Origin of the sequence: Saccharopolyspora sp. SCSIO 74807 (assembly GCF_037023755.1) — a bacterium.
In the GTDB taxonomy this organism is placed as follows: Bacteria; Actinomycetota; Actinomycetes; order Mycobacteriales; family Pseudonocardiaceae; genus Saccharopolyspora_C; species Saccharopolyspora_C galaxeae.
On the sequence record NZ_CP146100.1, the window covers coordinates 3,275,636 to 3,298,237 of the forward strand.

At 71.4% G+C, this 22,602-nt stretch carries 22 protein-coding genes and 1 other RNA gene; 20 read left to right on the top strand and 3 right to left on the bottom strand.

Annotated features, from left to right (window positions below; translation table 11 throughout):
* Window positions 1-20 precede the first annotated feature (20 nt).
* The 3 genes from V1457_RS15095 to V1457_RS15105 are packed head-to-tail and all read left to right on the top strand — an operon-like array spanning window position 21 to window position 2,832.
* Window positions 21-881: a Nif3-like dinuclear metal center hexameric protein gene (locus V1457_RS15095; RefSeq protein ID WP_338604663.1), complete on the top strand. Its 861-nt coding sequence runs from the start codon at window positions 21-23 to the stop codon at window positions 879-881.
* On the top strand, window positions 878-1,603 hold the full coding sequence (locus tag V1457_RS15100) for a zinc ribbon domain-containing protein (RefSeq protein WP_200071100.1): 726 nt from the start codon (window positions 878-880) through the stop codon (window positions 1,601-1,603). Before V1457_RS15095 ends, V1457_RS15100 begins: the two co-directional genes overlap by 4 nt.
* The gene (locus V1457_RS15105; protein ID WP_338604667.1) at window positions 1,603-2,832 is read left to right on the top strand and encodes a bifunctional RNase H/acid phosphatase; all 1,230 of its coding nucleotides are present in this window, start codon (window positions 1,603-1,605) and stop codon (window positions 2,830-2,832) included. Before V1457_RS15100 ends, V1457_RS15105 begins: the two co-directional genes overlap by 1 nt.
* Before the next feature lie 248 nt (window positions 2,833-3,080).
* Here V1457_RS15105 and rnpB read toward each other — a convergent pair.
* An RNA gene (gene rnpB / locus V1457_RS15110) (RNase P RNA component class A) lies at window positions 3,081-3,478 on the bottom strand.
* A 268-nt stretch (window positions 3,479-3,746) separates the two neighbouring features.
* Here rnpB and V1457_RS15115 point away from each other — a divergent pair.
* The 10 genes from V1457_RS15115 to V1457_RS15160 all read left to right on the top strand — a co-directional run bounded on the left by V1457_RS15115 (window position 3,747) and on the right by V1457_RS15160 (window position 14,489).
* On the top strand, window positions 3,747-4,271 hold the full coding sequence (locus V1457_RS15115; RefSeq protein WP_338604669.1) for an NAD(P)H-dependent oxidoreductase: 525 nt from the start codon (window positions 3,747-3,749) through the stop codon (window positions 4,269-4,271).
* A 583-nt stretch (window positions 4,272-4,854) separates the two neighbouring features.
* Window positions 4,855-5,157, top strand: a complete 303-nt coding sequence (locus tag V1457_RS15120; RefSeq protein ID WP_374220949.1) for a hypothetical protein — start codon at window positions 4,855-4,857, stop codon at window positions 5,155-5,157.
* Between the two features lie 6 nt (window positions 5,158-5,163).
* On the top strand, window positions 5,164-5,739 hold the full coding sequence (locus V1457_RS15125) for a hypothetical protein (RefSeq protein WP_200071103.1): 576 nt from the start codon (window positions 5,164-5,166) through the stop codon (window positions 5,737-5,739).
* Window positions 5,714-8,611, top strand: coding sequence for an ATP-binding protein (locus tag V1457_RS15130; RefSeq protein WP_200071104.1), 2,898 nt, complete (start codon window positions 5,714-5,716; stop codon window positions 8,609-8,611). The genes V1457_RS15125 and V1457_RS15130 overlap by 26 nt, the downstream gene beginning before the upstream one ends.
* Complete coding sequence (locus V1457_RS15135) at window positions 8,608-10,557, top strand: hypothetical protein (RefSeq protein ID WP_338604675.1); 1,950 nt, start codon at window positions 8,608-8,610, stop codon at window positions 10,555-10,557. The genes V1457_RS15130 and V1457_RS15135 overlap by 4 nt, the downstream gene beginning before the upstream one ends.
* 56 nt (window positions 10,558-10,613) lie before the next feature.
* Window positions 10,614-11,195 carry a hypothetical protein gene (locus V1457_RS15140; protein WP_200071105.1) on the top strand — a complete coding sequence of 194 codons (582 nt, stop codon included), beginning with the start codon at window positions 10,614-10,616 and terminating at the stop codon, window positions 11,193-11,195.
* A gap of 1 nt (window position 11,196) precedes the next feature.
* A complete protein-coding gene (locus V1457_RS15145) occupies window positions 11,197-12,186 on the top strand; it encodes a C40 family peptidase (protein WP_200071106.1) in 990 nt (329 codons plus the stop codon).
* 98 nt (window positions 12,187-12,284) lie between these two features.
* Window positions 12,285-12,743: a hypothetical protein gene (locus V1457_RS15150; protein ID WP_200071107.1), complete on the top strand. Its 459-nt coding sequence runs from the start codon at window positions 12,285-12,287 to the stop codon at window positions 12,741-12,743.
* Window positions 12,744-12,827: 84 nt separating this feature from the next.
* A complete protein-coding gene (locus V1457_RS15155) occupies window positions 12,828-13,016 on the top strand; it encodes a hypothetical protein (protein WP_200071108.1) in 189 nt (62 codons plus the stop codon).
* Window positions 13,017-13,022: 6 nt separating this feature from the next.
* Window positions 13,023-14,489, top strand: a complete 1,467-nt coding sequence (locus tag V1457_RS15160) for an RNB domain-containing ribonuclease (protein ID WP_200071109.1) — start codon at window positions 13,023-13,025, stop codon at window positions 14,487-14,489.
* Between the two features lie 89 nt (window positions 14,490-14,578).
* On the opposite strand, the gene V1457_RS15165 is transcribed toward V1457_RS15160, so the two are convergent.
* The gene (locus tag V1457_RS15165) at window positions 14,579-15,547 is read right to left on the bottom strand and encodes an SRPBCC family protein (protein WP_200071110.1); all 969 of its coding nucleotides are present in this window, start codon (window positions 15,545-15,547) and stop codon (window positions 14,579-14,581) included.
* Window positions 15,548-15,592: 45 nt separating this feature from the next.
* On the bottom strand, window positions 15,593-15,916 hold the full coding sequence (locus V1457_RS15170; RefSeq protein ID WP_200071111.1) for a helix-turn-helix transcriptional regulator: 324 nt from the start codon (window positions 15,914-15,916) through the stop codon (window positions 15,593-15,595).
* Window positions 15,917-16,129: 213 nt separating this feature from the next.
* Here V1457_RS15170 and npdG point away from each other — a divergent pair, with 213 nt between their 5' ends.
* From npdG to V1457_RS15205, 7 genes are all read left to right on the top strand, one after another.
* Entirely contained in the window at window positions 16,130-16,807 is a 678-nt protein-coding gene (gene npdG, locus V1457_RS15175; RefSeq protein WP_233627648.1) for an NADPH-dependent F420 reductase, read from the top strand.
* A gap of 44 nt (window positions 16,808-16,851) precedes the next feature.
* Window positions 16,852-17,256 (top strand): DUF4326 domain-containing protein, encoded by a 405-nt coding sequence (locus V1457_RS15180; RefSeq protein WP_200071113.1) that lies wholly within the window; start codon window positions 16,852-16,854, stop codon window positions 17,254-17,256.
* 234 nt (window positions 17,257-17,490) lie between these two features.
* Window positions 17,491-18,450 carry a glutathione S-transferase family protein gene (locus V1457_RS15185; RefSeq protein WP_338604688.1) on the top strand — a complete coding sequence of 320 codons (960 nt, stop codon included), beginning with the start codon at window positions 17,491-17,493 and terminating at the stop codon, window positions 18,448-18,450.
* 222 nt (window positions 18,451-18,672) lie between these two features.
* Window positions 18,673-19,551, top strand: a complete 879-nt coding sequence (locus V1457_RS15190) for a helix-turn-helix transcriptional regulator (RefSeq protein ID WP_338604691.1) — start codon at window positions 18,673-18,675, stop codon at window positions 19,549-19,551.
* Complete coding sequence (locus V1457_RS15195; RefSeq protein WP_200071116.1) at window positions 19,538-19,726, top strand: DUF397 domain-containing protein; 189 nt, start codon at window positions 19,538-19,540, stop codon at window positions 19,724-19,726. Before V1457_RS15190 ends, V1457_RS15195 begins: the two co-directional genes overlap by 14 nt.
* 62 nt (window positions 19,727-19,788) lie before the next feature.
* Complete coding sequence (locus V1457_RS15200; RefSeq protein WP_338604695.1) at window positions 19,789-20,697, top strand: transporter substrate-binding domain-containing protein; 909 nt, start codon at window positions 19,789-19,791, stop codon at window positions 20,695-20,697.
* Between the two features lie 277 nt (window positions 20,698-20,974).
* Window positions 20,975-22,450 (top strand): sensor histidine kinase KdpD, encoded by a 1,476-nt coding sequence (locus tag V1457_RS15205; RefSeq protein WP_200071118.1) that lies wholly within the window; start codon window positions 20,975-20,977, stop codon window positions 22,448-22,450.
* Window positions 22,451-22,602: the final 152 nt, after the last annotated feature.

A 22,602-nucleotide genomic window follows, 5' to 3' on the forward strand; every position in this document is an offset into this window, starting at 1 on the left:
CAGCGAGGGGTGCGAATCGGATGACCGTGCGGATTCGGGACGTCGTGGAGTCGCTGGAGGCGGCGTACCCGCCGGAGCTGGCCGAGCAGTGGGACGCGGTCGGCCTGGTCTGCGGCGATCCGGCGGCCGCGGTGCAGCGGGTGCTGTTCTGCGTCGACCCGGTCGAGGCCACTGTGGACGAAGCCGCGGACTTCGGTGCACAACTGCTGGTCTCCCACCACCCGCTGCTGCTGCGCGGCGTGCACGGGGTGCCCGCCGACGACCCCAAGGGGCACCTGGTGCACCGGCTGATCCGCTCCGGGATCGGCCTGTACTGCGCGCACACCAACGCCGACACCGCCGCAGTCGGAGTCTCGGACGCGCTGGCCGACGCGCTCGGACTGACCGTCAGCGCGCCGCTGGCGCCGCACCAGGAGGGCGCGAGCACCGGGCTCGGCCGGATCGGTTCGCTGCCGCAGCCGGAACCGTTCGCGCGCTTCGTCGAGCGGGTGGCCACGAACCTGCCCAGCACCGCATGGGGCGTGCGCGGCGCGGGCGATCCGGAACGGGAGATCAAGACCGTCGCGGTCTGCGGCGGCGCGGGCGACTCGCAGCTGGACACCGCGCTGGCCGCCGAGGTGGACGCCTACGTGACCGCCGATCTGCGCCACCACCCGGCGGGCGAGCACATCGCTCGCGGCGACCTCCCCGGCAAGCAGGTGCCCGCGCTGGTGGACGTGGCGCACTGGGCCAGCGAGTGGCCGTGGTGCCAGCAGGCGGCCGACGTGGTCGGCGCGGCGCTGCCGGATACTGTCGAGGTTCTTGTCTCCACTCGCCGCACCGATCCGTGGACCACCCATGCCTCCGGTGCGGCCCCCGACGCAGGGAGGACGCTCGCGTGAAAGCCGACCCCGCCGTGCAGCACCGGTTGCTCGACCTCGCGGAGGTGGACGCCGAACTGAACCGGGTCAACCACCGGCGCCGGACGCTGCCCGAACTGGAGGAGATCGGCGGCGCCGAACGCGACGCGCAGGCGAAGCGGGACGCGCTGGTCGCCGCGCAGACCTCGTTCGGCGACATCGACCGGGACGCCAAGCGGCTGGAGACCGAGATCGAGCAGGTCCGCAAGCGCGAGCAGCGGGACCGGCAGCTGATGGATTCCGGCGGCTCGTCCAAGCAGCTGGAGGAGTTGCAGCACGAGCTGCAGACCCTCGCCCGCCGCCAGGGCAACCTGGAGGACGAGCTGCTGGAGGTCATGGAGCAGCGCGAGGCCGTGGAGACCGACGTCGAGCACGCCCGCGGCGAGGTCACCGCCGCCGAGGACAAGCTCGCCGACGCCCAGCACCGCCGGGACGAGGCGCTGGCCGACCTGGACAGCACCGAGGTCAAGCGCAAGTCCGAGCGCGAGGTGCTGACCGCGGACCTGCCGGAGCAGCTGCTGGCCACCTACGACCGGATCCGCGAGGCCAAGGGCGTCGGCGCCGGGCTGCTGCAGGGCAACCGCTGCGGCGCGTGCCGGATCGAGCTGGACCGCGCCAAGCTCACCGACCTGCGCGACGCCGCCGCCGATGACGTGGTCCGCTGCGAGGAGTGCGGCGCGATCCTGGTCCGCAAGGGCTCCTGATGCGGGTGGTCGTCGAAGCCGACGGCGGTTCGCGGGGCAACCCGGGACCGGCCGGCTGCGGTGCGGTGGTGCGCGACGCCGACGGGGCGGTGCTGGCCGAGCGCTCGCTCGGGCTCGGGGTCGCCACGAACAACGTGGCCGAGTACGAGGGGCTGCTGGCCGGATTGCGGGCCGCTGCCGAGCTCGGGGCGGACGAGGTCGACGTCCGGATGGACTCGAAGCTGGTCGTCGAGCAGCTCAGCGGGCGTTGGCGGATCAAGCACGCGGCGCTGCAACCCCTTGCGGCGCAGGCGAAGGATCTGGTGGCCGCGTTCGCCGCGGTGCGGTTCGAGTGGATCCCGCGGGAGCGCAACGCGCACGCGGACCGGCTGGCCAACGCGGCGATGGACAGCCAGGCCGGGATCGAGCGCACACCCGCTGCCGGGGCTGCGGACAGCGCTGCCGCGGACGATTTCGCCGGGTCGGACGCGGATGTTTCGGCCGGTACTGCTGCCGGATCGGCTGCGGGCGATTCCGCCGGAACGGCCACGGATGTTGCTGCGAAACCGGCGAAGGCCGAGTCCCGCACGCGGCCCGCTGGCTGGACCGGCGCCACGGGTTCCCCGACGAAGCTGCTGCTGCTGCGGCACGGGCAGACCGAGATGTCGGTGGACCGCCGCTACTCGGGGCGCGGCGACGTGCCGCTGACCGATCTCGGGCAGCGGCAGGCCGCGGCCGCGGCGAAACGCCTGGCCGGGATGGACGGCGTGCGCACCGAAGCGGGTGCGGCGCCGATCGTGGCCTCCCCGCTGACCCGCACCCGGCAGACCGCCGAGGCCGTGGCCGCGGCCACCGGCGGCGAGCCGTCGTACCTGGACGGCCTGCTGGAGACCGATTTCGGCGCGTGGGAAGGGCTGACGTTCTCGGAGGCCGCGGAGAAGTACGCCCAGCTGCACCGCCGCTGGCTCGGCGACTCCACCGTGGAACCGCCGGATGGCGAGAGCCTGGACGCCGCGTTCCGTCGGGTCACCGCGGCCCGCGACGAGATCCTGGACCGGCACGCGGGCAGCACGGTGATCGTGGTCAGCCACGTGACCCCGATCAAGGCGCTGCTGCGACTCGGTCTCGGCGTCGGCCCGGAGATCTTCTACCGGCTGCACCTGGACCTCGCGTCGCTGTCGATCGTCGAGTTCTACCCCGACGCGAACGCTTCGGTCCGCCTGGTCAACGACATCTCCCACCTGCCCTGACCCGGCGGCCGTTTCCGAGTGAACGGCCTGTTCGTCCAATCTAGCCGGACCAACGGTCCGTTCACTCCGGGAAGTTCGCCCTGGATCGAGCGGTGTGCGCGCGTGTCGGCCAGTGCCCGAACAGCGCGGGGTTCACTCCGGACTCCGTTGCCGCCGCGGCGAGGGGAGGTGCGGGCGTCTCGGGCGGGCCGGCTTCGAGGAGTCAACGGATCCGGTCGATCGGGCCGCTCGTTCTTCCGGCTAGTGCGCGGATGAGCCGACCTGTAAGCCGGATCCTGTTCCCGGGGGCCTTGCGGCCGTCCCGTTCGGCGGTCATCCATCTCGGCCTGCCGTCGCCGGCAGGCTCCAGCGGCCTACCCGCAGGCTCGGGCGGGCAGCCCTCGAGCACCTGCGCAGGCACCTCGCGGTGCCCTCTTGGCCTTGCTCCGGGTGGGGTTTACCGAGCCGTCCCGGTCACCCGGGACGCTGGTGGTCTCTTACACCACCTTTTCACCCTTACCCGGTCCGAATCGGGCCGGGCGGTCTGGTTTCTGTGGCACTTTCCCGCGGGTCACCCCGGGTTGCCGTTAGCAACCACCCTGCCCTGTGGAGTCCGGACTTTCCTCGACGCGGGTCGCGCCCGCGCCGCGACCGCCCGGTCGACTCATCCGCGCCGGTCCATTCTAGTCGCCGCCTCCCGGTACCCCGGCACCCAGCGTCCCGGCATCCAGCACCCCGGCGGCCGGCGTTCCCGGCACCCGGCGTTCCGATGCGCGGACGTCGTTGCCCGGGCCGCCGCGGCCGGTTCTACTGGCGCCATGACCGCCGCCGCGTTGACCCGTCGCCGCTACGTGGACTTCGCGCGCGTCAACGGTGCTCGTTGTTCTTCCTGCTGAACCCGTCGCGCCCGTGCACGCCGAGCAGGAAGTCCGGTCATGTCACCGATCATCACCGTCGTCGCCGCCGCACGTCCCGGTTCGAAGCTCGAAGAGCTGGCGCGGGTCAGCACCGAAGCGTTGCACGGCAACGGTTTCCGGCTGCGCGCCGTCCCGCTGCACCAGCTGCCGGAGTCCGCGCTGCTGGCGGGCGACACCGATGCGCCCGCGCTGCGCTGGACCCGGCGGCTGCTCACCGGCTCCGCAGGCGTCGTGTTGATCACGCCGTGCTACGAGGCGCCGATGAGCCGCCTGGTCCGCACCTGGCTGGAGCTGATGCCCCCGCTGCGGGGAACGGTGCAGGTCGTGGGCCTGGGCGCGACGCAGGCTCAAGCATCGGGGGTGGATTACGCCGCGCGGCGGCTCCTGCGCGAGCACGGTGCGCAGCGGATCGCGCCCGCGTGCTTCGTGCGCGACCGGTCGCTGGAGTCCACCGTGGACGGATGGAGCCTCGGCGGGGCGGCGCAGGAGCACCTCGCTGCCGCCCTCGGTGTGTTCCGGGAGGAACTCGCGTCCGCGGCGTGATTTCCGCGGGGTGGCGCCACGGCTGGTGGTCCTCGAAGGGCGGATCGGGCGAAACCGGCGCCGCCTTAGCCGTCCTGTGTGGACGTTCAACGGCGCCGTCCGGCGGTGTTCGACCGCTCCCGCGTTCCGCCCACCGGGAGCCCGCTGGTCACCGCCCGTGCCGCGACCTGCGCGGCAGCGTGGCGGGCCGGAACGCTACGCTGGATGCAGTCAAGATCACTGCCGGACGGGTCCCGGAAGGGGGCCGCAGGCGGTGGTCCGGCACGGCGGCGTGGTGTGCGCAATTCCACTGACCGGCCGTTTCGTGCACGGTGCGTGTGGAAGGGATTCGCAACAGGGTGAACGAGCAGGGATTCGCGATCCGGCACCGCGACCGGCCTCGCCCTTACCCGCCCGCTGCTCCGAACGAGCCAACCCCGAATGGACCAGCGGAGTGGTGATCCGCGGTCCGGGATGCCGAGCCCGCCCGGCCGAACACTACTGCTGGTGACCATGTCATGTTCTACTCGTACCGGCGTGCCGGGAAGATCCGGCGGGCCGCAGCACCTACCCGACGACCCTTCACGCACTCAGGGGTAACAAGATGACCGCCATGCCGCTGGAAACGTTGGCGCACGTGCAAGCTGCGATGGATCCGCTGGCGCAGCAGACAGGTCTCGGCACAGAAGGCATCCGCGGGTGGATCATCAACAATCTGTTGCCGCTGCTGCTGCTGACCGTTGCGCTGCTGCTGCTGTGGCTCGGCGGCGGCAAGGGCGACAACGCCGGAGTGATGCGCCGCGTCGTCGGCGTCTTCGTCGCGCTGGCGCTGATCGGCTTCGCGGTCACCGGGGCGGGCGTGGACATCGGCACCTTCATCGCCGGCCTGTTCAGCACCAGCGGGTGATCGGCCGTGCGGATCCGCACCGACGACGAGGTCTACCGGGTCGACGCCGTCTGGCTCGGCCCGCCGAAGGCGACCTTCCCGTGGCGAGCCCGCTACGTGGCATGGGGCGTGGGAACCGTGGTGTTCCTGGCCGTGCTCGCGGTGGAACGCCGGATGAACATCGGCTTCGGGTTCTTCTCCACCGCGTGGGCGGTGATCATCACGATCGTGGTTACGCGGATCGTGTGTTCCCGGATCACCCACGAACGGCCGCTAGGGGCGGTGCTGACCATGTGGTTGCGTGAGCTGACCGCGCCACGGGAGAGCACCGCGGGACGCGGCGGGGCGGCAGGCGCGGCCAAGCTGCGGGTGCGCGCCGAACGTCCCAGGCCCAAGCCCAAGCAGACCAGCAAGCGCACCGGCCCGGCCGAGCAGCAGGGCGCGGCCGGGCGGGGCGGGCGGCCCGCCCGATCCCAGCGCAGCACCGGGACGGGGCAGCAGCCCGTCCGCCGCCCCAGGAGGTCCGCGGGCCAAGGCAGGCCCACCCGCGGGCGAGCGCGTAGCAAGGAGGTTCGCGGTGTTCGGTCGCCGTCGCGGCGGTGAGCGCCAGGCTCAGGTTCCCGGCACGCCCCAGCGCGCCCGCGGCGCGGGGGCGAAGGGCGCCGGATCGAAGGGCAAGCGCAAGGACCGCAGGCTGCCCGACGAGCAGAGCCTGCCCAGCTACACGCCGTCGATCGCCGCCCGCTCCATCGACGGGCACCTGCTGCGCACCGGGCAGGACGTGTTCGCCTGGTACCGGTTGTCCTCGCAGCGCTGGTCGTTCCGCTCGGACTCGCAGCGCCAGGACCTGATCGCGGCGATCGCCGGGCAGTACGCGGAGCTGCAGGGCCGCTGGATGCACCTGCGGGTCACCAGCCGCCCGTACCCGATCCGGATGTGGGCCGAGGCGCACGTGCACAACGCCCGCGGTGCGCTGCCGGACAGCCCGGGTGCGCTGAGCTTCGACGACTACATGGTCGGCGAGCAGCAGCAGCTGATGGGCCGGTCGATGGCGGAGAAGGAGGTCTACCTCGGCGTCCAGGTGCAGACCCGCAACGTGGTGGACCGCGCGGTCGAGCGCGCCGCGCCGCTGCTGCGCAGGGTGTTCCCGGAGGCCGTGGACGCCGAACTCGTCGCCCTGGACAGCGAGATCGAGCACCTGGACCAGGTGATCGGATCCGCCGGGCTGGACGGCCGCCCGGTCACCGCCGAGGAGATGTCCTGGCTGATGCACCGGTCCTGCTCGCTGGGCCTGCCCGCGCCGCGCAACATGCCCGCGGTGCCCGGCGCGGCGTGGGAGCCCGAGGACCTGGCCTCGTTCACCGATGCGGCCGACCTGCACCAGGAGCCGTACGCGCCGACCGCCACGGTGCGCGGCCGCACCGGCTCCAACGCCGGTGTCAGCAGGCACGTCGCGGTGCTGACCGTGGGCCAGACGCACGGCCTGCAGGTCCCGGAGGTCGACGACCCGTGGTTGCAGCACTCCGACCGGCTGCCCGCCCCGGTGGAGTGGTCCGCGCGGATTTACGTGCGCCGCCCGGAGGACGTCGGCGGCGAGCTGCAGCGCCAGATGAACAAGGTGCGCTCGCAGGTTCGCCACTACACCGAGGAACACGGCCTGGAGCCGCCGACCTCGCTGTCCCGCCAGGCGGGCCGGGTGCTGGAGATCGACGACGAGATGACCACCGGTTTCACCGCGCTCGCCACCCGCGTGCGCTCGTGGTGGCGGCTGGCGGTCTCCGGCCCGACCGAGCGCGACGCGCTCAAGCTGGCCCAGCAGATCCTGGACCTGTACAAGCCGAAGGTCGCCATCGAGCACCCCGAGGCGCAGTACGCGATGGCCCGCGAGTTCATCCCGGGCGAGCAGCTGGCCTCCGGCGCCTACCTGCGCCGCGGTTCGGTGGTGTGGGCGGCCGCGGCGGTGCCGCAGGCGACCGCGGAGGTCGGTGACCGGCGCGGCGTGATGCTCGGGGAGACCTGCACCGCGACTCGGCGGCCGGTGGCGTGGGACCCGTGGATGGCGCAGGAGATCCGCGACGCATCCGGGCTCACGGCCATGGTCGCCGGACTCGGTGGCGGCAAGTCGTTCCTCGGCGGCGGACTCGTCTACAAGACGTTGCGCGCCGGGGCGCACTGGACGCTGCTGGACCCGTCCGGGCCGCTGGCGGAACTGTGCAAGTTGCCCGAGCTGCGGCCGTACGCGCGCCCGATCAACCTGCTCAACGCCCAGCCGGGCATCCTCAACCCGTACCGGGTGGTGGCCGAGCCGCAGCTGGATCACTTCGTCGACGAGGAAGACCCCGAGCGCGGCTGGCGGCGCGAACGCGCGCTCGCCGCGGCGACCCGGCGGCGCCTGGTGCTGGACGTGCTCACCGGGCTGCTGCCCTACGAGGTGGCGCGGCTGCCGCAGACCAGGATCGTGCTGCTGCGCGCGGTGCGGGCGGTCGGCGGCCGCCCGGACGCGCACCCCGGCATGGTCTTCGAGGCGCTGCGCCGGGACGCGTCCGAACACCACGAGCACGCCGTGGTGGTGGCCGACTTCCTGGACGAGCTCCGCGAGCGGATGTCGCTGCTGATCCCGGAGGCGGACGCCGACCCGTACTCGGAGACCCGCGAGGACCGGCTCACCGTGCTGACCATGGCCGGGCTGACCCTGCCGAAGGACGGCGTCGGGCGCGAGCACTGGACCGACGCCGAAGCGCTCGGCGTGGAGATGCTGAACCTGGCGGCGTGGCTGACCCAGCGCTCGGTCTACGAGCGGCCGAAGAACGAGCGCAAGGGCGTCTGGATCGACGAGGCGTTCTTCCTGTCCGAGGTGCCGACCGGGCGGGTGCTGATGAACCGCTTCGCCCGCGACTCCCGCAAGTGGAACGTGCGGGTGCTGCTGTCCAGCCAGATCCCCGCGGACTTCCTGCGGATCCAGGGCTTCGTGTCCCTTTTGGACTCGGTGTTCGTGGGCAGGCTGGACGACGAGCAGGCCCAGGCCGACGCGCTGCGGCTGCTGAAGGTGCCGGTCGACGCGGGCTACGAGCAGGTGGTCTCGGCGCTGGGCCGCAGGCCGGGGCCGGCGCGCAACAACAGCGAGCGGGACCGCTCGCCGCGCCAGTTCATCTTCGGCGACGGCGCGGGCGGGGTGGAGCGCATCCGCATCGACTTCGGCGGCCCGCACCTGGAGCACCTGCGCAACGCGCTGGACACCACGCCGGTCGGCGAGGACGAGAGCTCCGAGCGGCTGTCGCTGCCCGGCGGCGAGGGTGCGGCGAACTCGGACAGGCCACCGCCACCGTCCGCGCCGCCCGAGGACGACTACGACGAAGAGCTCGAAGGCTTCGACGAGCTCGAACTGGAAACCGTCGGCATCGGGCAGGGTGAACAGCACGGCAACGGCACCGACCCGCAGCAGCGGTCCGGTCGAGGCGGAGAAGAGCAGCGGTGAGTTCGCTGGTCGCGCCCACGATCATGGCGGCGCTGATCGTGGCCGTGGCGCTGCTCGTCCGCCGCCGCACCCGCGGTCGCGCGAGCCGGTCGACGCTGCTGGTGCTGGCCGTGCTGGTCGGCATCCAGGCGCTGATCGGCGCACCCGCCTCCGCGCAGGGCTTCGACTGCAAGGAGGCGCCGAACCCGGAGCGGCCGGGGTCCGGGATGGTCGGCGAGCTCGACCGGGCGCCGTTGGGCGTGGGCACGCCCGGCAGCGCCTACGACGAGGTCGGTTACGCCGGTCTAGTGTGGAACACCTACGACCTCGGTTGTGGTCCGCAGGGCGTGACCAACCCGAACGCGCTGGTGGACACCTGGCTCGGCAACGAGCTGTTCAACCTCGCCAAGAACGTCGTCGGCATCACCAACGGGCTGCACTACTCGCTGCTCGGGACCGGGCTGGTCGCTCCGCTGGACGACCTGATCTCCACCGGCACCGTGGCGCTCTACGACAGCGTCTTCACGCCGTGGTTCGGGGTCGCCGCGCTGATCCTGGCGGTGCTGCTGTTCCGCTACATCTGGCAGGGCGACCTGGCCACGATCGGCAAGCGCACGATGTGGGCGCTCGCGGGGCTGTGGCTGGCTTCGGCGACCTACTTGACGCCGTTGCTCTACACCCACGCCCTGGACGAGGTCGTGATCAAGGGAACTTCGGCGGTGCAGGCCGGGTTCCTGCAGAACGTCGGCGTCGATCGGGTCAACGCGCTGCCGACGCTGCTGCACGACCAGGTCGTCTACCAGAACTGGCTGCGCGGCGAGTTCGGTGATCCGGAGGGGCCGCAGGCCCAGCAGCTCGGCCGGGAACTGCTGCGCGCGCAAGCCTGGACCAAGCAAGAGGTCCGGGCCGGATTGGACGCCGGTTCACCGGAGCCGAAGAAGCAGGCGTTCGAGAACGTCGCGGGCCGGATGGGCAGCGCCTACGGCACCTTCCAAGGGGTGGAGGGCAGCCGCGTCGGCGCGTCGGTGCTCGCGCTGCTGCAGAGCTTCGCGTTCGCCTCGTTCCAGTTGATCGCGAAGGTCGCGATCCTGCTGGCGCAGGTGCTGCTGCGGGTGATCGTGCTGGCCGGTCCGCTGATCGGCCTGGTGGCGCTGCTCAACCAGCAGATCCTGCGGGCGGTCGGCCGGGTCGCGGGCGCGGCGATGCTCAACGTGCTGGTGATCTCCGCGATGGCCGGGCTGCACACCTGGGTGCTGGCGTGGATCTTCAACCCGCTGCGCGGATTCCAGCCGCTGGCGCAGATCCTGCTGGCCGGGCTGGTGACGGTCGTGTTCCTGATGGTCGGCAAACCGGTGCAGCGGATGGGCCAGATGGTGCAGCTCTCGATCGGCGGCTCCGGCGGCGTCGCGCAGGCTTCCCGCGGCGTGTTCTCCCGGTTCCGCGGCCGTTCCGGCAGGCGCGACGATCCGAGCGGGGATTTCTGGGACCAGGTGCGGGAATCCGATCCGGACGCGCCGCCGCCGGACCCGGCCGCGCAGCGCGGCAGGCGCCAGGGCAGGCCGGAGGCCGAGCACCAGTCGGTTTCGGCGACCGCGCAACGCCTGGACCAGCAGGGTTCCCCGTGGACCGCGCTGCCGGGTGCCTCTGCCGCGACCGGGGGCGGCTCCTCCGGTCAGGCGTTGCCCGCGTCCGGACCGGCGGCGCCACGCCGGCCGGGTGGCGCCGCGGCGCTGCCGGAAGGCCGGGTCAGCCGGGTCGTGGACACCGCACCGGTGGCCGATGCCTCGTGGGACCGGCGCCACGACGAGGATCCGGTGCTAGTTCCGTCCCGTGTGGACAGCGGGGTGACTCCGGTGGTGCCGGAGCCCGCGACGTCGCGGCGGTCCGACATGGAAGTGGTCTCCGGCAGGTCGATGCACGTGGTGTACCGGCCATCGCGCGGCCTGGAGGTCGCCGATGAGGATTGAGCAGCAACGACCCGGGCGGGCGCGCACCCGCCCGGTGGTGTGAAGGGGAACGCGCGATGCCGATCCGAACGCACCGCGGGCGCGCCGCGGTCTACCGGAGGCTGTGGGGCTGGCCGCTGCGCTCGCCGAAGCACCTGGTGGGCACCGTGATCGTGCTGGCGGCGCTGGCCACGACCATCGGGATCCTGCTGCCCGATCCGCTGCCGGTGAGCCGCACCCCGCGGCCGGACACGACGGGCCAGCGCCAGGAAGTCCCGGCCGCGCCGAGCACGCCGGTCGCCGCACCGCCGACGTTCCGGGTGCCGAACACTCCCGCCCCGCCCGCGCCGCCGAGCCCGCAGGGCTTATCGGTGGTCGAGGCGTGGGGCAAGCAGTGGGTGAACCACCCGCCGGGCACGGCCGCGCCGGAGTGGGTGCAGCGCCTCGCGCCGTACACCACCGAAGAGTTCATCACCGAGATGGCCACGATCGACCCGGCGAACGTGCCCGCCACGGCGGTGACCGGCCCGCCCGCCGCGCAGCGTTCCACCGCGAACTCGATGGACGTGCGGCTGCCCACCGACGGCGGGGACGTCCAGGTAGAAGTGATCAACACACCGCAGGGATGGCGCGTCTCCGGCTACGACAAGGTGAGCTGACATGCGAAAACTCCTGGTGGCGATCGTCGTGCTGGCCGGTTTCGCCGGGCTGGTCGGGGTCGGTGCGCTCAGCGTGCTGCTCACGGCCGGGCGCGGCGCGCAGAGCTGGGGGGATTGCAGCGCGAGCCTCGGCCCGTGGGGCGACGGCAAGGGGCGCGGTGAGCGCGACGCCGCCGCGCTGCAGCAGGAGTCGGTCGGCATCGCGCAGCGCATCATCGAGATCGGCCAGCAGCGCGGCATGTCGCCGCGGGCCATGCAGATCGCCATCCAGGCGGGCAAGACCGAGTCGAACCTGGCGAACCTGACCCACGGCGACCGGGATTCGCTGGGCATCTTCCAGATGCGGCCGTCGATGGGCTGGGGCAGCGTCGCCCAGATCACCGACGTGAACTACCAGATCAACAAGTTCTACGACACATTGCTGGAGGTGCCGGGCTGGGAGGAGATGCGGCCCGGCGCCGCGGCCCAGCGGGTGGAGCGATCCGCCTACCCGATGCGCTACCACCAGTGGGAGCCGATGGCCGCGCACCTGGTCAGCACCAAGGGCCAGGTTCCCGGGTTCAGCGGTTGCGAGGACATGGCCTCGTCGAACGTGCTGGCCGGCAAGGCGATCGACTACGCCGACGACCAGGTCGGCAAGCCGTACGTGTGGGGCGCGGCCGGACCGACGGCGTTCGACTGCTCGGGGCTGACCCAGATGGCCTGGAAAGCGTCCGGTGTGGACATTCCGAAGTATTCGCAGTCCCAGTACACCCAGGGCGGCGCGCACATCGCGCTGGAGCAGGCGCAGCCGGGGGACCTGGTGTTCTGGGGCCACGGCCGGGAACCCGCGGCGATCCACCACGTGGCGCTCTACTTGGGCAACAACGAGGTGCTGCACGCGCCGCAGCCCGGTGAGTCGGTGGAGCGGACGAAGATGTGGGACGGCGGCGAGCTGCTTCCGACGGTGGTGCGCCCGGCCGCGGACACCCCCGCGCAGGCGGCCGGTTGATACCGACACGGGTGGTTCGGACCGGCTGATCGCGATCGCCAGGTGTGGCAACCTTGATCCGGGGCCGCGCCCCACGGCGTCCTACACCGGGAGGAAGCATGTTCACCCCTGACCCCATTCCGCGGCGTTCCGCACCCCCGGCCTCGAGCACGCCCCTGGGTGACTACTTGTCCCGGTCCGGGCACGGGGTCGACGGCAACTACGCGGTGCTGCCGCGTTCGCTGGCGGAGTCGATGCCGTTGCCGTGGCAGCAGCACATGCGCCACCTGCTGGCGGAGCTGCACCAGGCGTTCGGGCACCTGCAGTGGCCGGTGTACCGGGTGGTTCCCTCGCGCTACGAGCGGCTCTCGGACTTGGACGACGACCAGCTGGCCGAGGTCGGCTGCACCGTGGAGGTCGGTGACGACGGGGAGCTGGAGTACCGGATGCGCGACGGCAGGCGCGTCGACGACCCGGCCAACCACCACGTCCTGGTGTCCTGCCTCGACCCGATCCCGGGCAGGCCGCCGGGCGGATCGCAGCCGGCCCCGGGCGCCCCACCGCCTCCGGCGTGGTGATCGGCGCCCGATCGCTCGAGACGCGATGCGGCTCGGCGCGCTCAAGGCGTGACACGTGACGGCCCCGCGTGCGAGGCTCGGACCATGGCCGCCAAAGGTTGGTACTTCTGCCTGAAGCACCAGCAGGTCGAGCCCACCGCGGGATGCCGCGCAGCCGACCGGCTGGGGCCGTATGCCGACCGCGAGTCCGCCGAGCACGCCCTGGAGATAGCCCGGGAGCGCACGAAAGCCGCGGACGATGCCGAGCGCCGCTGGTCCGAGGGCGAGGACTGAGCCGCGATGGCGACGGCACAGGTTCCACGTGGTGGTACCGATGTCGTCGCCGGTCCGCCGGGCCGCACCCCGCGCCAGCGCCGTTCGCCCGATCGCGATTTCGCCGCCGTTCGCGCGGATTTCGGTTTGCCGGTGGAGTTCCCGGCAGCCGTGCTCAGCGAGGTGGAGCGCACCGTCGCCCAGCCGGAATCGACGGGTGAGCGCTTCGACGCCACGGACCTGCCGCTGGTGACGGTGGATCCGCCCGGGGCGAAGGACTTGGATCAGGCGGTGTTGCTGCGCCGTCGCCGCGGCGGGTTCCGGATCCATTACGCGATCGCGGACGTCGCCGCCTACCTGCCGGCCGGGGGAGCGCTGGACGCCGAGGTGCGGCGCCGGGGTCAGACGCTGTACCTGCCGGACGGCAACGTGCCGCTGCATCCGACGCTGCTGTCCGAAGGGGCCGCGAGCTTGCTCCCGGACCAGGTGCGCCCGGCTGCGCTCTGGACGATCGACCTGGACTCCGATGGCGTCGCGCAGCGGTGGGACGTGCGCCGCGCGCTGGTGCGCTCGGTGGCGCAGCTGGACTACGAGGGCGTGCAGCGGTCGCTGCGGGCCGGCCGCGCGCACCCGTCGATCGAGCTGTTGCCGCAGGTCGGCAAGCTGCGCCGCGCGCAGGCGTTAGCGCGCGGCGCGATCGAGCTGGGCGTGCCGGAGCAGCAGGTCGAGGCGGACAGCACCGGCGGCTGGCGGCTGGCGCTGCGGCCGCGGCTGGTGGTCGAGGAGTGGAACGCGGAGATCTCGCTGCTCACCGGCATGTGCGCGGCGGAGATGATGCTCGGTTCCGGCCTCGGCATCCTGCGCACGGTGCCCGACCCGGAGCCCGCGACGGTGGCTGCGCTGCGCCGCTCGGCGGCCGAGCTGGGCGTGGAGTGGCCGGAGGATCTGCCGCCCGCGGAGGCGCTGGCCGGGCTGGACCCGGTGCGTCCCGAGGCGCTGGCGGTGCACGTGGCCGCGACCCGGCTGCTGCGCGGTGCCGGTTACACCTCGTTCGAGCGCGGCGCACCGTCGAAACCGCGGCACGCCGGCATCGGAGCTCCTTACGCGCACGTCACCGCCCCGCTGCGGCGCCTGGTCGACCGCTACGGCGCGGAGGTCTGCCTCGCGGTCGACGCGGGCCGCGAGGTTCCGGAGTGGGTGCGTACGGCGCTGACCGCGCTGCCTTCGGCGATGGGCACTTCGGACCGGGTCGCCACCCAGGTGGACCGCGCGTGCCTGGCCCAGGCGCAGGCGTGGGCGTTGTCCGGCCGGGTCGGCGCTGTGTTCCCGGCGACGGTGCTGCGCAGCGGTTCCGGTGATGCCGAGGTGTTCGTGCCGGATCCGCCGGTGATCGCGCGTTGCACGGGCGACGGGCTCGCGGAGGGCAAGCGGGTGCGGGTGCGCCTCACCGACGCCGATCCGGTGCGCCGCTCGGTCGCCTTCTCCGCGGCCTGAACCCTTCCCCGGAAGCCCCGCGTTGGTCGCGAAGTCCCGGCTCACACTGCTGAAAGTCGCACTGCCCGATCTTGCGGCGGGCCTGCGGCTCAGGGTTCGAGTCGCCCGGCGTACATCGCGGCGAGCTGATCGGTTCGGTCCGCAGGCCAGCAGCGAGCCGTGCCGTTCAGCGTCGCGAAGAGCAATTCGAGGTGCGTTTGCCACGCCGCGAGGGCGGTGGGGACGAGCTCGGCCGATTCGGCGGGCAGCGCCTGGGTGACCACGAGGCGGCAGCCGAGCGGCTGCTGGCGGTTCAGTTCGAAGCGCACGTGGCCTGCCGTGGATCCACCCCGGATCCACACGTATTCGAGGGCGTGCGGTGCATCGGATGTCGTGACCGCACCGGCGTCGAAGTAGCCGTGCGTGAACCGGAGCGGGGGTACCTCGCCGGTGACCGGCTGGCGGCCGTCGATCAACACCGCCCACACCTGTTCGACCGACTGCGTCAGATCGCGCTCGAAGCGCACGAGGTACCCATCTCTTGCATCGCGGAGTTCGCCCTCACCCAGGCCGAACTCCTCGACGTAGCGCTCGGCGCGGTCGAGGAACCAGGCATCGTCCGGTTGGGGTGCAGGACCGCCATCCAGCCGTGCCGCCAGGAACGCGAGGCAGATGTCCCACCCCGGTCCGGTGCGCGCCACGGACGGCCGGTCGTTGGTGGTGTCCGTACCGCCCATGGTGTAGGTGAACACGAGCCGACATCCCGCACCGTCCGCGATGATCTCGAAGCACAGCACGTCGTCGACCCAGCGGAACGCGAAGACCTTCGGTGGGTCGAACTCGAGGACCTCGCCGTGCGCGTACTGCCCGCCACCGTCCAGCGCGTCGTCGCCGAAGCTGAACCGCATCGCTGCGCCGATCGCCGGTTCGGATTCGATGTTCGCCGGGAACCAGTGCGCCAGCTCGGCGGGGTCGGTGACGGCTTTCCAGACCTTCTCCGGCGGGTGGGCGAGTTCGCGTTCGAACCGCAGCACCGGCCGCCCGTCGACGGTGCGCAGGTTTCCGAGATGGTGCTCCATCTGTCCGGCCTCCTCGAGAAGTTCGCGCTGGTGGCGCCTCGGTGCTCAGTCCGTCGGGTCGGTGTCGGCCATCGTTTCCAGGTGTCGTTCGAGCGCGTCGAGGCGGTCCTCCCAGAGCTCGCGGTACGGGTTCAGCCACCGGTCGACTTCCGCGAGCGGTTCGGGTCGCAGTTCGTACCACCGGCGCTGGCCGTCCTGGCGGACCCGCACCAGACCGGCCTCGCGCAGCATCCGGAGGTGCTTGGACGTCCCGGGCTGGGTCAAGCCGGTTTGTTCGGTGAGGTCGCCGACCAGCCGCGGCCGTTCGAGCAGCAGGTCGAGGATTCGTCGGCGGTGAGGTTCCGCGAGCACCTCGAACGGGCTGGTCATGGGGTCAATATAACCAAACCGGTATATGACTGCAAGGGCATATGAACGTTGCGAGCGCCGGGGCAGTTGATCTTTCCGGCGGTGCGGATGGGACATTCATCCGCACCGGATCAGCGGCCCGCCGATGTGCGGTTCAGTGTCGCGAAGCACAGCGGGCCGCTCTGGCGCTGCCGCGCCGGGGTGCGGATGGTGGGAGTGCAGCGTTGCGAGTTGATGACGAGGAGGCCCGTCGTGGCTGAGGAGTTGACCATCGGGGTGCTCGGCGGCACCGGCGCGCAGGGCAAGGGCCTGGCGATCCGCTGGGCGAGCGAGGGCAGGCGGGTCGTCATCGGTTCCCGCAAGGCGGAGCGGGCGCAGGAGGCCGCCGCGGAGATCGCCGAGACCTCCGGCGGTTCGGTGACCGGTGCGGACAACGCGACCTGCGCCGCCGACGCGGACATCGTCATCGCGGCGCTGCCGTGGGACGGCCACGAGGACACGCTGCGGTCGGTGCGGGAGCAGCTCGCTGGCAAGATCGTCGTCGATTGCGCGAACCCGCTCGGTTTCGATAAGAAGGGGCCGTACGCGCTGGACGTGCCCGAGGGCTCCGCTGCCCAGCAGGCGGAGGCGCTGCTGCCGGACTCGCGGGTCACCGCGGCGTTCCACCACGTTTCGGCGGTGACCCTGGCGGACCTGTCGGTCACGCATGTCGACCTGGACGTGCTGGTGCTCGGCGACGACCGGGAGGCGACCGACGTGGTGCGCGGTCTCGCGGACGCGATCCCCGGAGTGCGCGGCATCTACGGCGGCCGGTTGCGCAACGCGCGCCAGGTGGAGGCGCTGACCGCCAACATCATCGCGATCAACCGCCGCTACAAGGCGCACGCCGGGCTGCGCATCACCGACGTGTGAGCCGCGGCAGCCGCCGGGCATCCTGCGGCCGGGAGGTGGTGGACATGGCCAAGAAGGTCGAGCAGTTGCCCGCGGAGGCCGATCGCTGGACCGACGACGAGCGGGAACGCGCCGAGCAGCTGCTCGACGGCCACGCGGTCGTGGTCAACGTCCGCAAGAGCGGCCCGCACAAGCACCTGGTGCCTTGGTTGCAGGACGAGGACCTGCTCAGCTACGTCGGCCATTCCGGCAACCGGCATTCCTGGCCCGCTTCGGACTTCGCCAGCCCGTTCATCAAGGAGGCGAAGTCGGACCGCGAGGCGATGGTGCGCCACTACGACCAGTGGCTGGACGAACAGCCGAACCTGCTCGAGCGCATCCGCAAGGGCGAACTCTCCGGCCGCGCCCTCGGCTGCTGGTGCGCCCCCAAGCCCTGCCACGCCGACGTCCTGGCCCACCGCGCCGGCTGATCCTTCTTCCGGACTGAACGGCCTGTTGGTCCAATCCATTCGGACCAACGGTTCGCTGCGCAGGCGACCGCTCCCGGCGGATGACGTCCGCGCGTGTCGGGCCAACCCCGGCGGTTCCGGGTGAGCGGAACCTTCGCCTGATCTATCGGGACGAACGGTCCGTTCGCTCGGTACGTCCCCTCCGGGGAGTGGGAAAGGTCGTCGCGAAGCGGGGTCGGCTCCTAGGCTGGCGGTATGGCGACCGCGCAGTTCGGCAGTGAAACCTCCCGCGGCGGCGCGTGGGTGCGGCAGGCGAACCGGTTCACCGACCGCATCACCGCCGACGGCTCCTCCGGCAGGCCGGTGCAACCGGGCCGCTATCGGCTGATCGTGAGCCTGGCGTGCCCGTGGGCGCACCGCTCGGTGATCGTGCGCAGGCTGCTCGGCCTGCAGGACGCGATCTCGCTCGGCGTCGTCGATCCGCTGCGCGACGAGCGCGGCTGGCGATTCACCCTCGATCCGCAGGGCCGCGACCCGGTCACCGGCCTGTCGTTCCTGTCCGAGGCGTACCTGGCGACCGACCCCGAGTTCAGCGGCCGCTACACCGTGCCGGCGATCGTCGACGTCGAATCCGGGCAGGTGGTCACCAACGACTACCCGCAGATCACGCTGGACTTCGCCACCGAGTGGGCCGAGCTGCACCGGCCCGGCGCTCCGGACCTCTACCCCGCGCACCTGCGCACGGAGATCGACGAGATCAACGCGGCGGTGTACCAGGACGTGAACAACGGCGTCTACCGCTGCGGTTTCGCCACTTCGCAGCAGGCGTACGAGGAAGCTTTCGAGAAGCTGTTCAACCGCCTCGACGAGCTGTCCGACCGCCTGCAGAACCGCCGCTACCTGGTCGGCGAGCACATCACCGAGGCCGACGTGCGGCTGTTCACCACGCTGGTCCGCTTCGACGCCGTCTACCACGGGCACTTCAAGTGCAACCGGCACAAGCTCACCGAGCTTCCGGTGCTGTGGGCCTACGCGCGCGACCTGTTCCAGACGCCCGGGTTCGGCGAGACCGTGGACTTCGAGCACATCAAGCGGCACTACTACGGCACGCACGCGCAGATCAACCCGACCGGCATCATCCCCGCGGGCCCGGACCTGTCCGGCTGGCACACCCCGCACGGGCGCGAAGCCCTCGGCGGCTCGCCCTTCGGCTGATCACGGCAGCGCCGCGGGCGTCGCGGTGCTCGCGTGGCGCGTTCGGCGTGCACGGCTGGAAGTTCGTCCTCGCCGCTGCACGAACGAGCAGCGGACCCGCACTTGGATCACGTCCTCGCGGGGTGGCTATGATTACGTACCGCATGTTTTCGATCACGCTGCGGAATCGTGCGATAGCGGCCACGTGCGTTGCCACATGTCCCCGGAAGGCTGATCTTCGAGATGGGCAGAACCCGCGCCACCCTCGAGCGCCGGCAGCTCGGCGCCGAACTCCGCAGGCTCCGCGAAGCCGCCGAGAAGCAGCAGCAGGAGGTCGCGCGCGTCCTCGAATGCGACGTGAGCCAGGTCAGCCGCGTGGAAAGCGGCGACCGCTCGTTCAAGGTCCGCGAGATCGAAGCGCTGCTGGACCTCTACAGGGTGCCCGCCGCCGAGCGCGCGCAGATCACCGCGCTCGCCAGGATCGCGCGGCAGCGCCAGCCGCGCCGGATGTACTCCGATGCGATGCCCGGCGCGTTCCGGCGCCTCAGCGACCACGAACAGGACGCGACCGAGATCCTGTGCTCCGAGGGCGAACTCATCCCGGGGCTGTTGCAGACCGAGGATTATGCGCGAGCGGTGGTCGAGTTCGGCAAGCCGAGTGCTTTCAAACCGCACCAGGACGACGTCGAAGCCCGCGTCCAGTTCCGGATGGAGCGCAGCGAACTTCTCGCCAAGGCCGAACCGCCGCGGATGTGGTTCGTGATCGGCGAGGCGGCTCTGCGTCGCCCGGTCGGCGGAGAATCCGTACTCCGCGGCCAGCTCGCGCACCTGCTGGATTTGATCGAAGGGCACTCGCACGTCTTCGTGCAGGTTGCGCCATTGGCAGCAACGGACCATCCGCTGCTCGGATGCAATATCGAGATTCTTCGTTTCGGCGGGGTTGCCGCTGATGTCGCGCACCAGTCAACCTTCCTCGGAGGCGGCGCCTATCTCGTCGACGCTTCGGACGTGGACATGTGCTCGCACGCATTCGAAAAGCTGCGTGCCGTCGCGCTCGGCCTCGACGAATCTCGCGCCTTCGTCGCCCGGCAGGCAGAGGAGTTGGCAGATGCCCGCGTATGAGCGTGTGCAGGGCTGGTTCAAGAGCAGCTACAGCGGCACCTACAACAACAGCTGCGTGGAAGCTCGCCGCACCCCGCGCGGCATGGACGTCCGCGATTCCAAGGATCCGTCCGGCCCGCGGCTGAGCTTCGATTCCGCCGCATGGCGGCACTTTCTGGACCGGTTCATGCGCTGAGCCGGTCCGGATGTCCGATAGCGTGCCCACCGGCCGCGCCGCGGCCGGAGGGGAGGTGCGCCATGGGTTGGCGGAAAGCCGTTTTCGGCGCGGTGCTGAGCGCGGTGCTCGCGGTCGGCGGATGCAGTGTCCCGGCGGGCGGGCGCCCGGCGGGCGGGCGCGAGGACGCGGCGCCGCCGGAAAACGCAGCGGGCCAACCGAACGATGCAACAGGGCAACCGGACGTTGCAACGGTGCAGCCGAACGGCCCCACTGCGGGAAATCCCGCTCCGTCCAGATTGGACGAAGTGATCCGCCGCGGGGAGCTGCGGGTGTGCAGCACCGGCGACTACCGGCCCTTCACCTACCGCGCCCCGGACGGCACGTGGAGCGGTATCGACATCGACATGTCGCGCGACTTGGCGCAAGAACTGGGTGTGCGCGCAACTATTGTGCCGACAACTTGGTCCGGTCTGAGTCGCGATTTCCAGCAGAACTGCGACATCGCCGCGGGCGGCGTGTCGGTGACCCTGAAGCGGGCGCGGGAGGCGTTCTTCAGCGAGCCCTACCTCGTCGACGGCAAGGCGCCGATCACGTTGTGCGCCAACGCATCCAGGTTCGGCGCGCTGGAGCGGATCGACCGGCCGGGTGTCCGCGCCGTGGTCAATCCCGGCGGCACCAACGAACAGTTCGCGCGGAAACATCTGCACCGCGCCGAGATCCGGCTGAACCCGGACAACAACCGGATCTTCGACGACATCCGCAGCGGCCGCGCCGATGTCATGCTCACCGACGCGACCGAGACGAAATGGCAGGCCAAGCAGCATCCGGAACTGTGCGCGGTGCACCCGGAGCGGCCGCTGAGCTTCAGCGAGAAGGCGTATCTGCTGCCGCGCGGCGACGTGGTCTTCCAGCAATTCGTGAACCAATGGCTGCACCTGCGCACGCACGACGGAACCTACGACCGCATCACCACGCCCTGGATCGGATGACCACCCGGTAACGATCCGCCAACCGAACCGTCCACATGGCACAACAATCTTCGGAACGCTCGCCGGCACACCTAGAATCACCCGCCGGTGTTCCCGCAGATCCGTTATTGAGTAGCATCGGCGAACCCGAGGGGTTGCCCGCGTGGTTCCGCTGTGGACGGTGCGCCGGAACAGGGGTCAGCCGGCTGACACCACCCACGCCCGGAACCCCTCGGCGCACCGCTAGCGCCAGCGGTGCGCCGGCCAGAGCCACCGACCGCGACGAGGACCTGATTCGATGTCCCCAACCACCCCCACCCAATCCGCGGCGAAACGCCGACATGCGGCTCGAACGCTGCTGGTAGTGCTGGTCTCCGCGGTCGTCACCGCCGGACTGTGCACCTGGGCCGCGTTAGCCGTGCCCGACTCGGCGAGCGTGCTGGTCGCGTGGAGCACCGGCGTCGCCGCCGTGCTGCTGACCGCCGCCGCCGGGCTCGCCGCATGGGGCCTGCAGACGGCTTCCTACTACCGCACCCGGGCCGAGAAGGCCGACGGTGCCGCGGGCAAGCTCGCCGACGAAACGCTGCCCGCGCTGGTCACCCGGCTCCGGTCCGGGTCCTCTGTGGACACTGCGCTCGCGGAGATCGAACACCCGCGCAATCCCGCCTTCCAGCGCATCCTGCGCACCCTCGGCCAGGAGATCGGGCACGGTGAACGCGCCCGTGCCGCGGCCATGCTCGCCTGCGCGAACGCCGCGGGCCGGATGCAGGCGCTGTCCACCGGGATGCTCGCCAGCCTGCGCGAGATGGAGGACCGGCACGAAGAATCCGTGCTCGGCGACCTGCTCGAACTCGACCACACCACCGCCCAGGCCGGCCGCCTCGCGGACAGCATCGCCGTGCTCACCGGTGCCCGCTCCGGGCGTCGCTGGACCAAACCGATCGTCATGGAAAGCGTGCTGCGCGGCGCTGTCGGCCGGATCGCCGCGTACAAGCGGGTGCGGCTGCACTCCACCAGCACCGCCGCGATCGTCGGCTACGCCGCGGAAGGCGTGATGCACGCGCTGGCCGAGGTGATGGACAACGCCACCAGCTTCTCGCCGCCGTCCGAGCTCGCGCACGTCTACGTCGAAGAAGTGCACTCCGGCATCGTCGTCACCGTCGAGGACGGCGGCCTGGTGATGAGCGAGGCCGCGATGAACCGCGCGGTGCACGCCGTCGGGCCCGAACCGCTGGACCTCACCACGCTCAACGGCACCCGGCTCGGGCTGGCCGTGGTCGGCTGCCTGGCGCGCAAGCACGGGCTCACCGTCTCGTTCCGGCCGTCCTCGCGCGGCGGGACCGGCGTGATCGTGATGATCCCGCGGAAACTGGTCACCCAGCCGCGCAAGCAGGACGAGCTGACCGTGCCGACCCGCTCGGTCGGCGCCGTCGGCAACCCGCAGCAGGCGGCGCAGGCCGCGCAATCCGCGCAGCCCGCAGCCGCAGGTTCCCGGCCGCCCGCCGCGACCGGCACCCTCACCCGCGACGAACGGCCCACCACCGAGCAACCCGCGGCCGAAGGCACGGAGGCGAACGTGCACGACCTGCCGAAACGGCGTCGCGGCGAAACCCTCGCCGCGACCTCGCCTGCGTTGTTGAACGACGAGACCGAATCCGCCGGCGACGCGTCATCCGAGCTGCCCAAGCGGCCCCGCCCCAACCCCGGCGACCGCTTCGGTGCGTTCCGCCAGGCCAGCAACCGCCAGCCCGGCGACTCCGACGACGCGCGCTAGGGGATGAAGTTGATTGAGAGTGGTTTGCTTAGTGGGTTGCGTAGCGGAACCTCAGACGCCTTCTGGCTCCGGGATCTCATCCTTAAGTAGCTCCCTACTCGGCGTCTGAGCTGTCCTCGCCAGAAGACGTCTGAGAACCCGCGGCGGTGCCG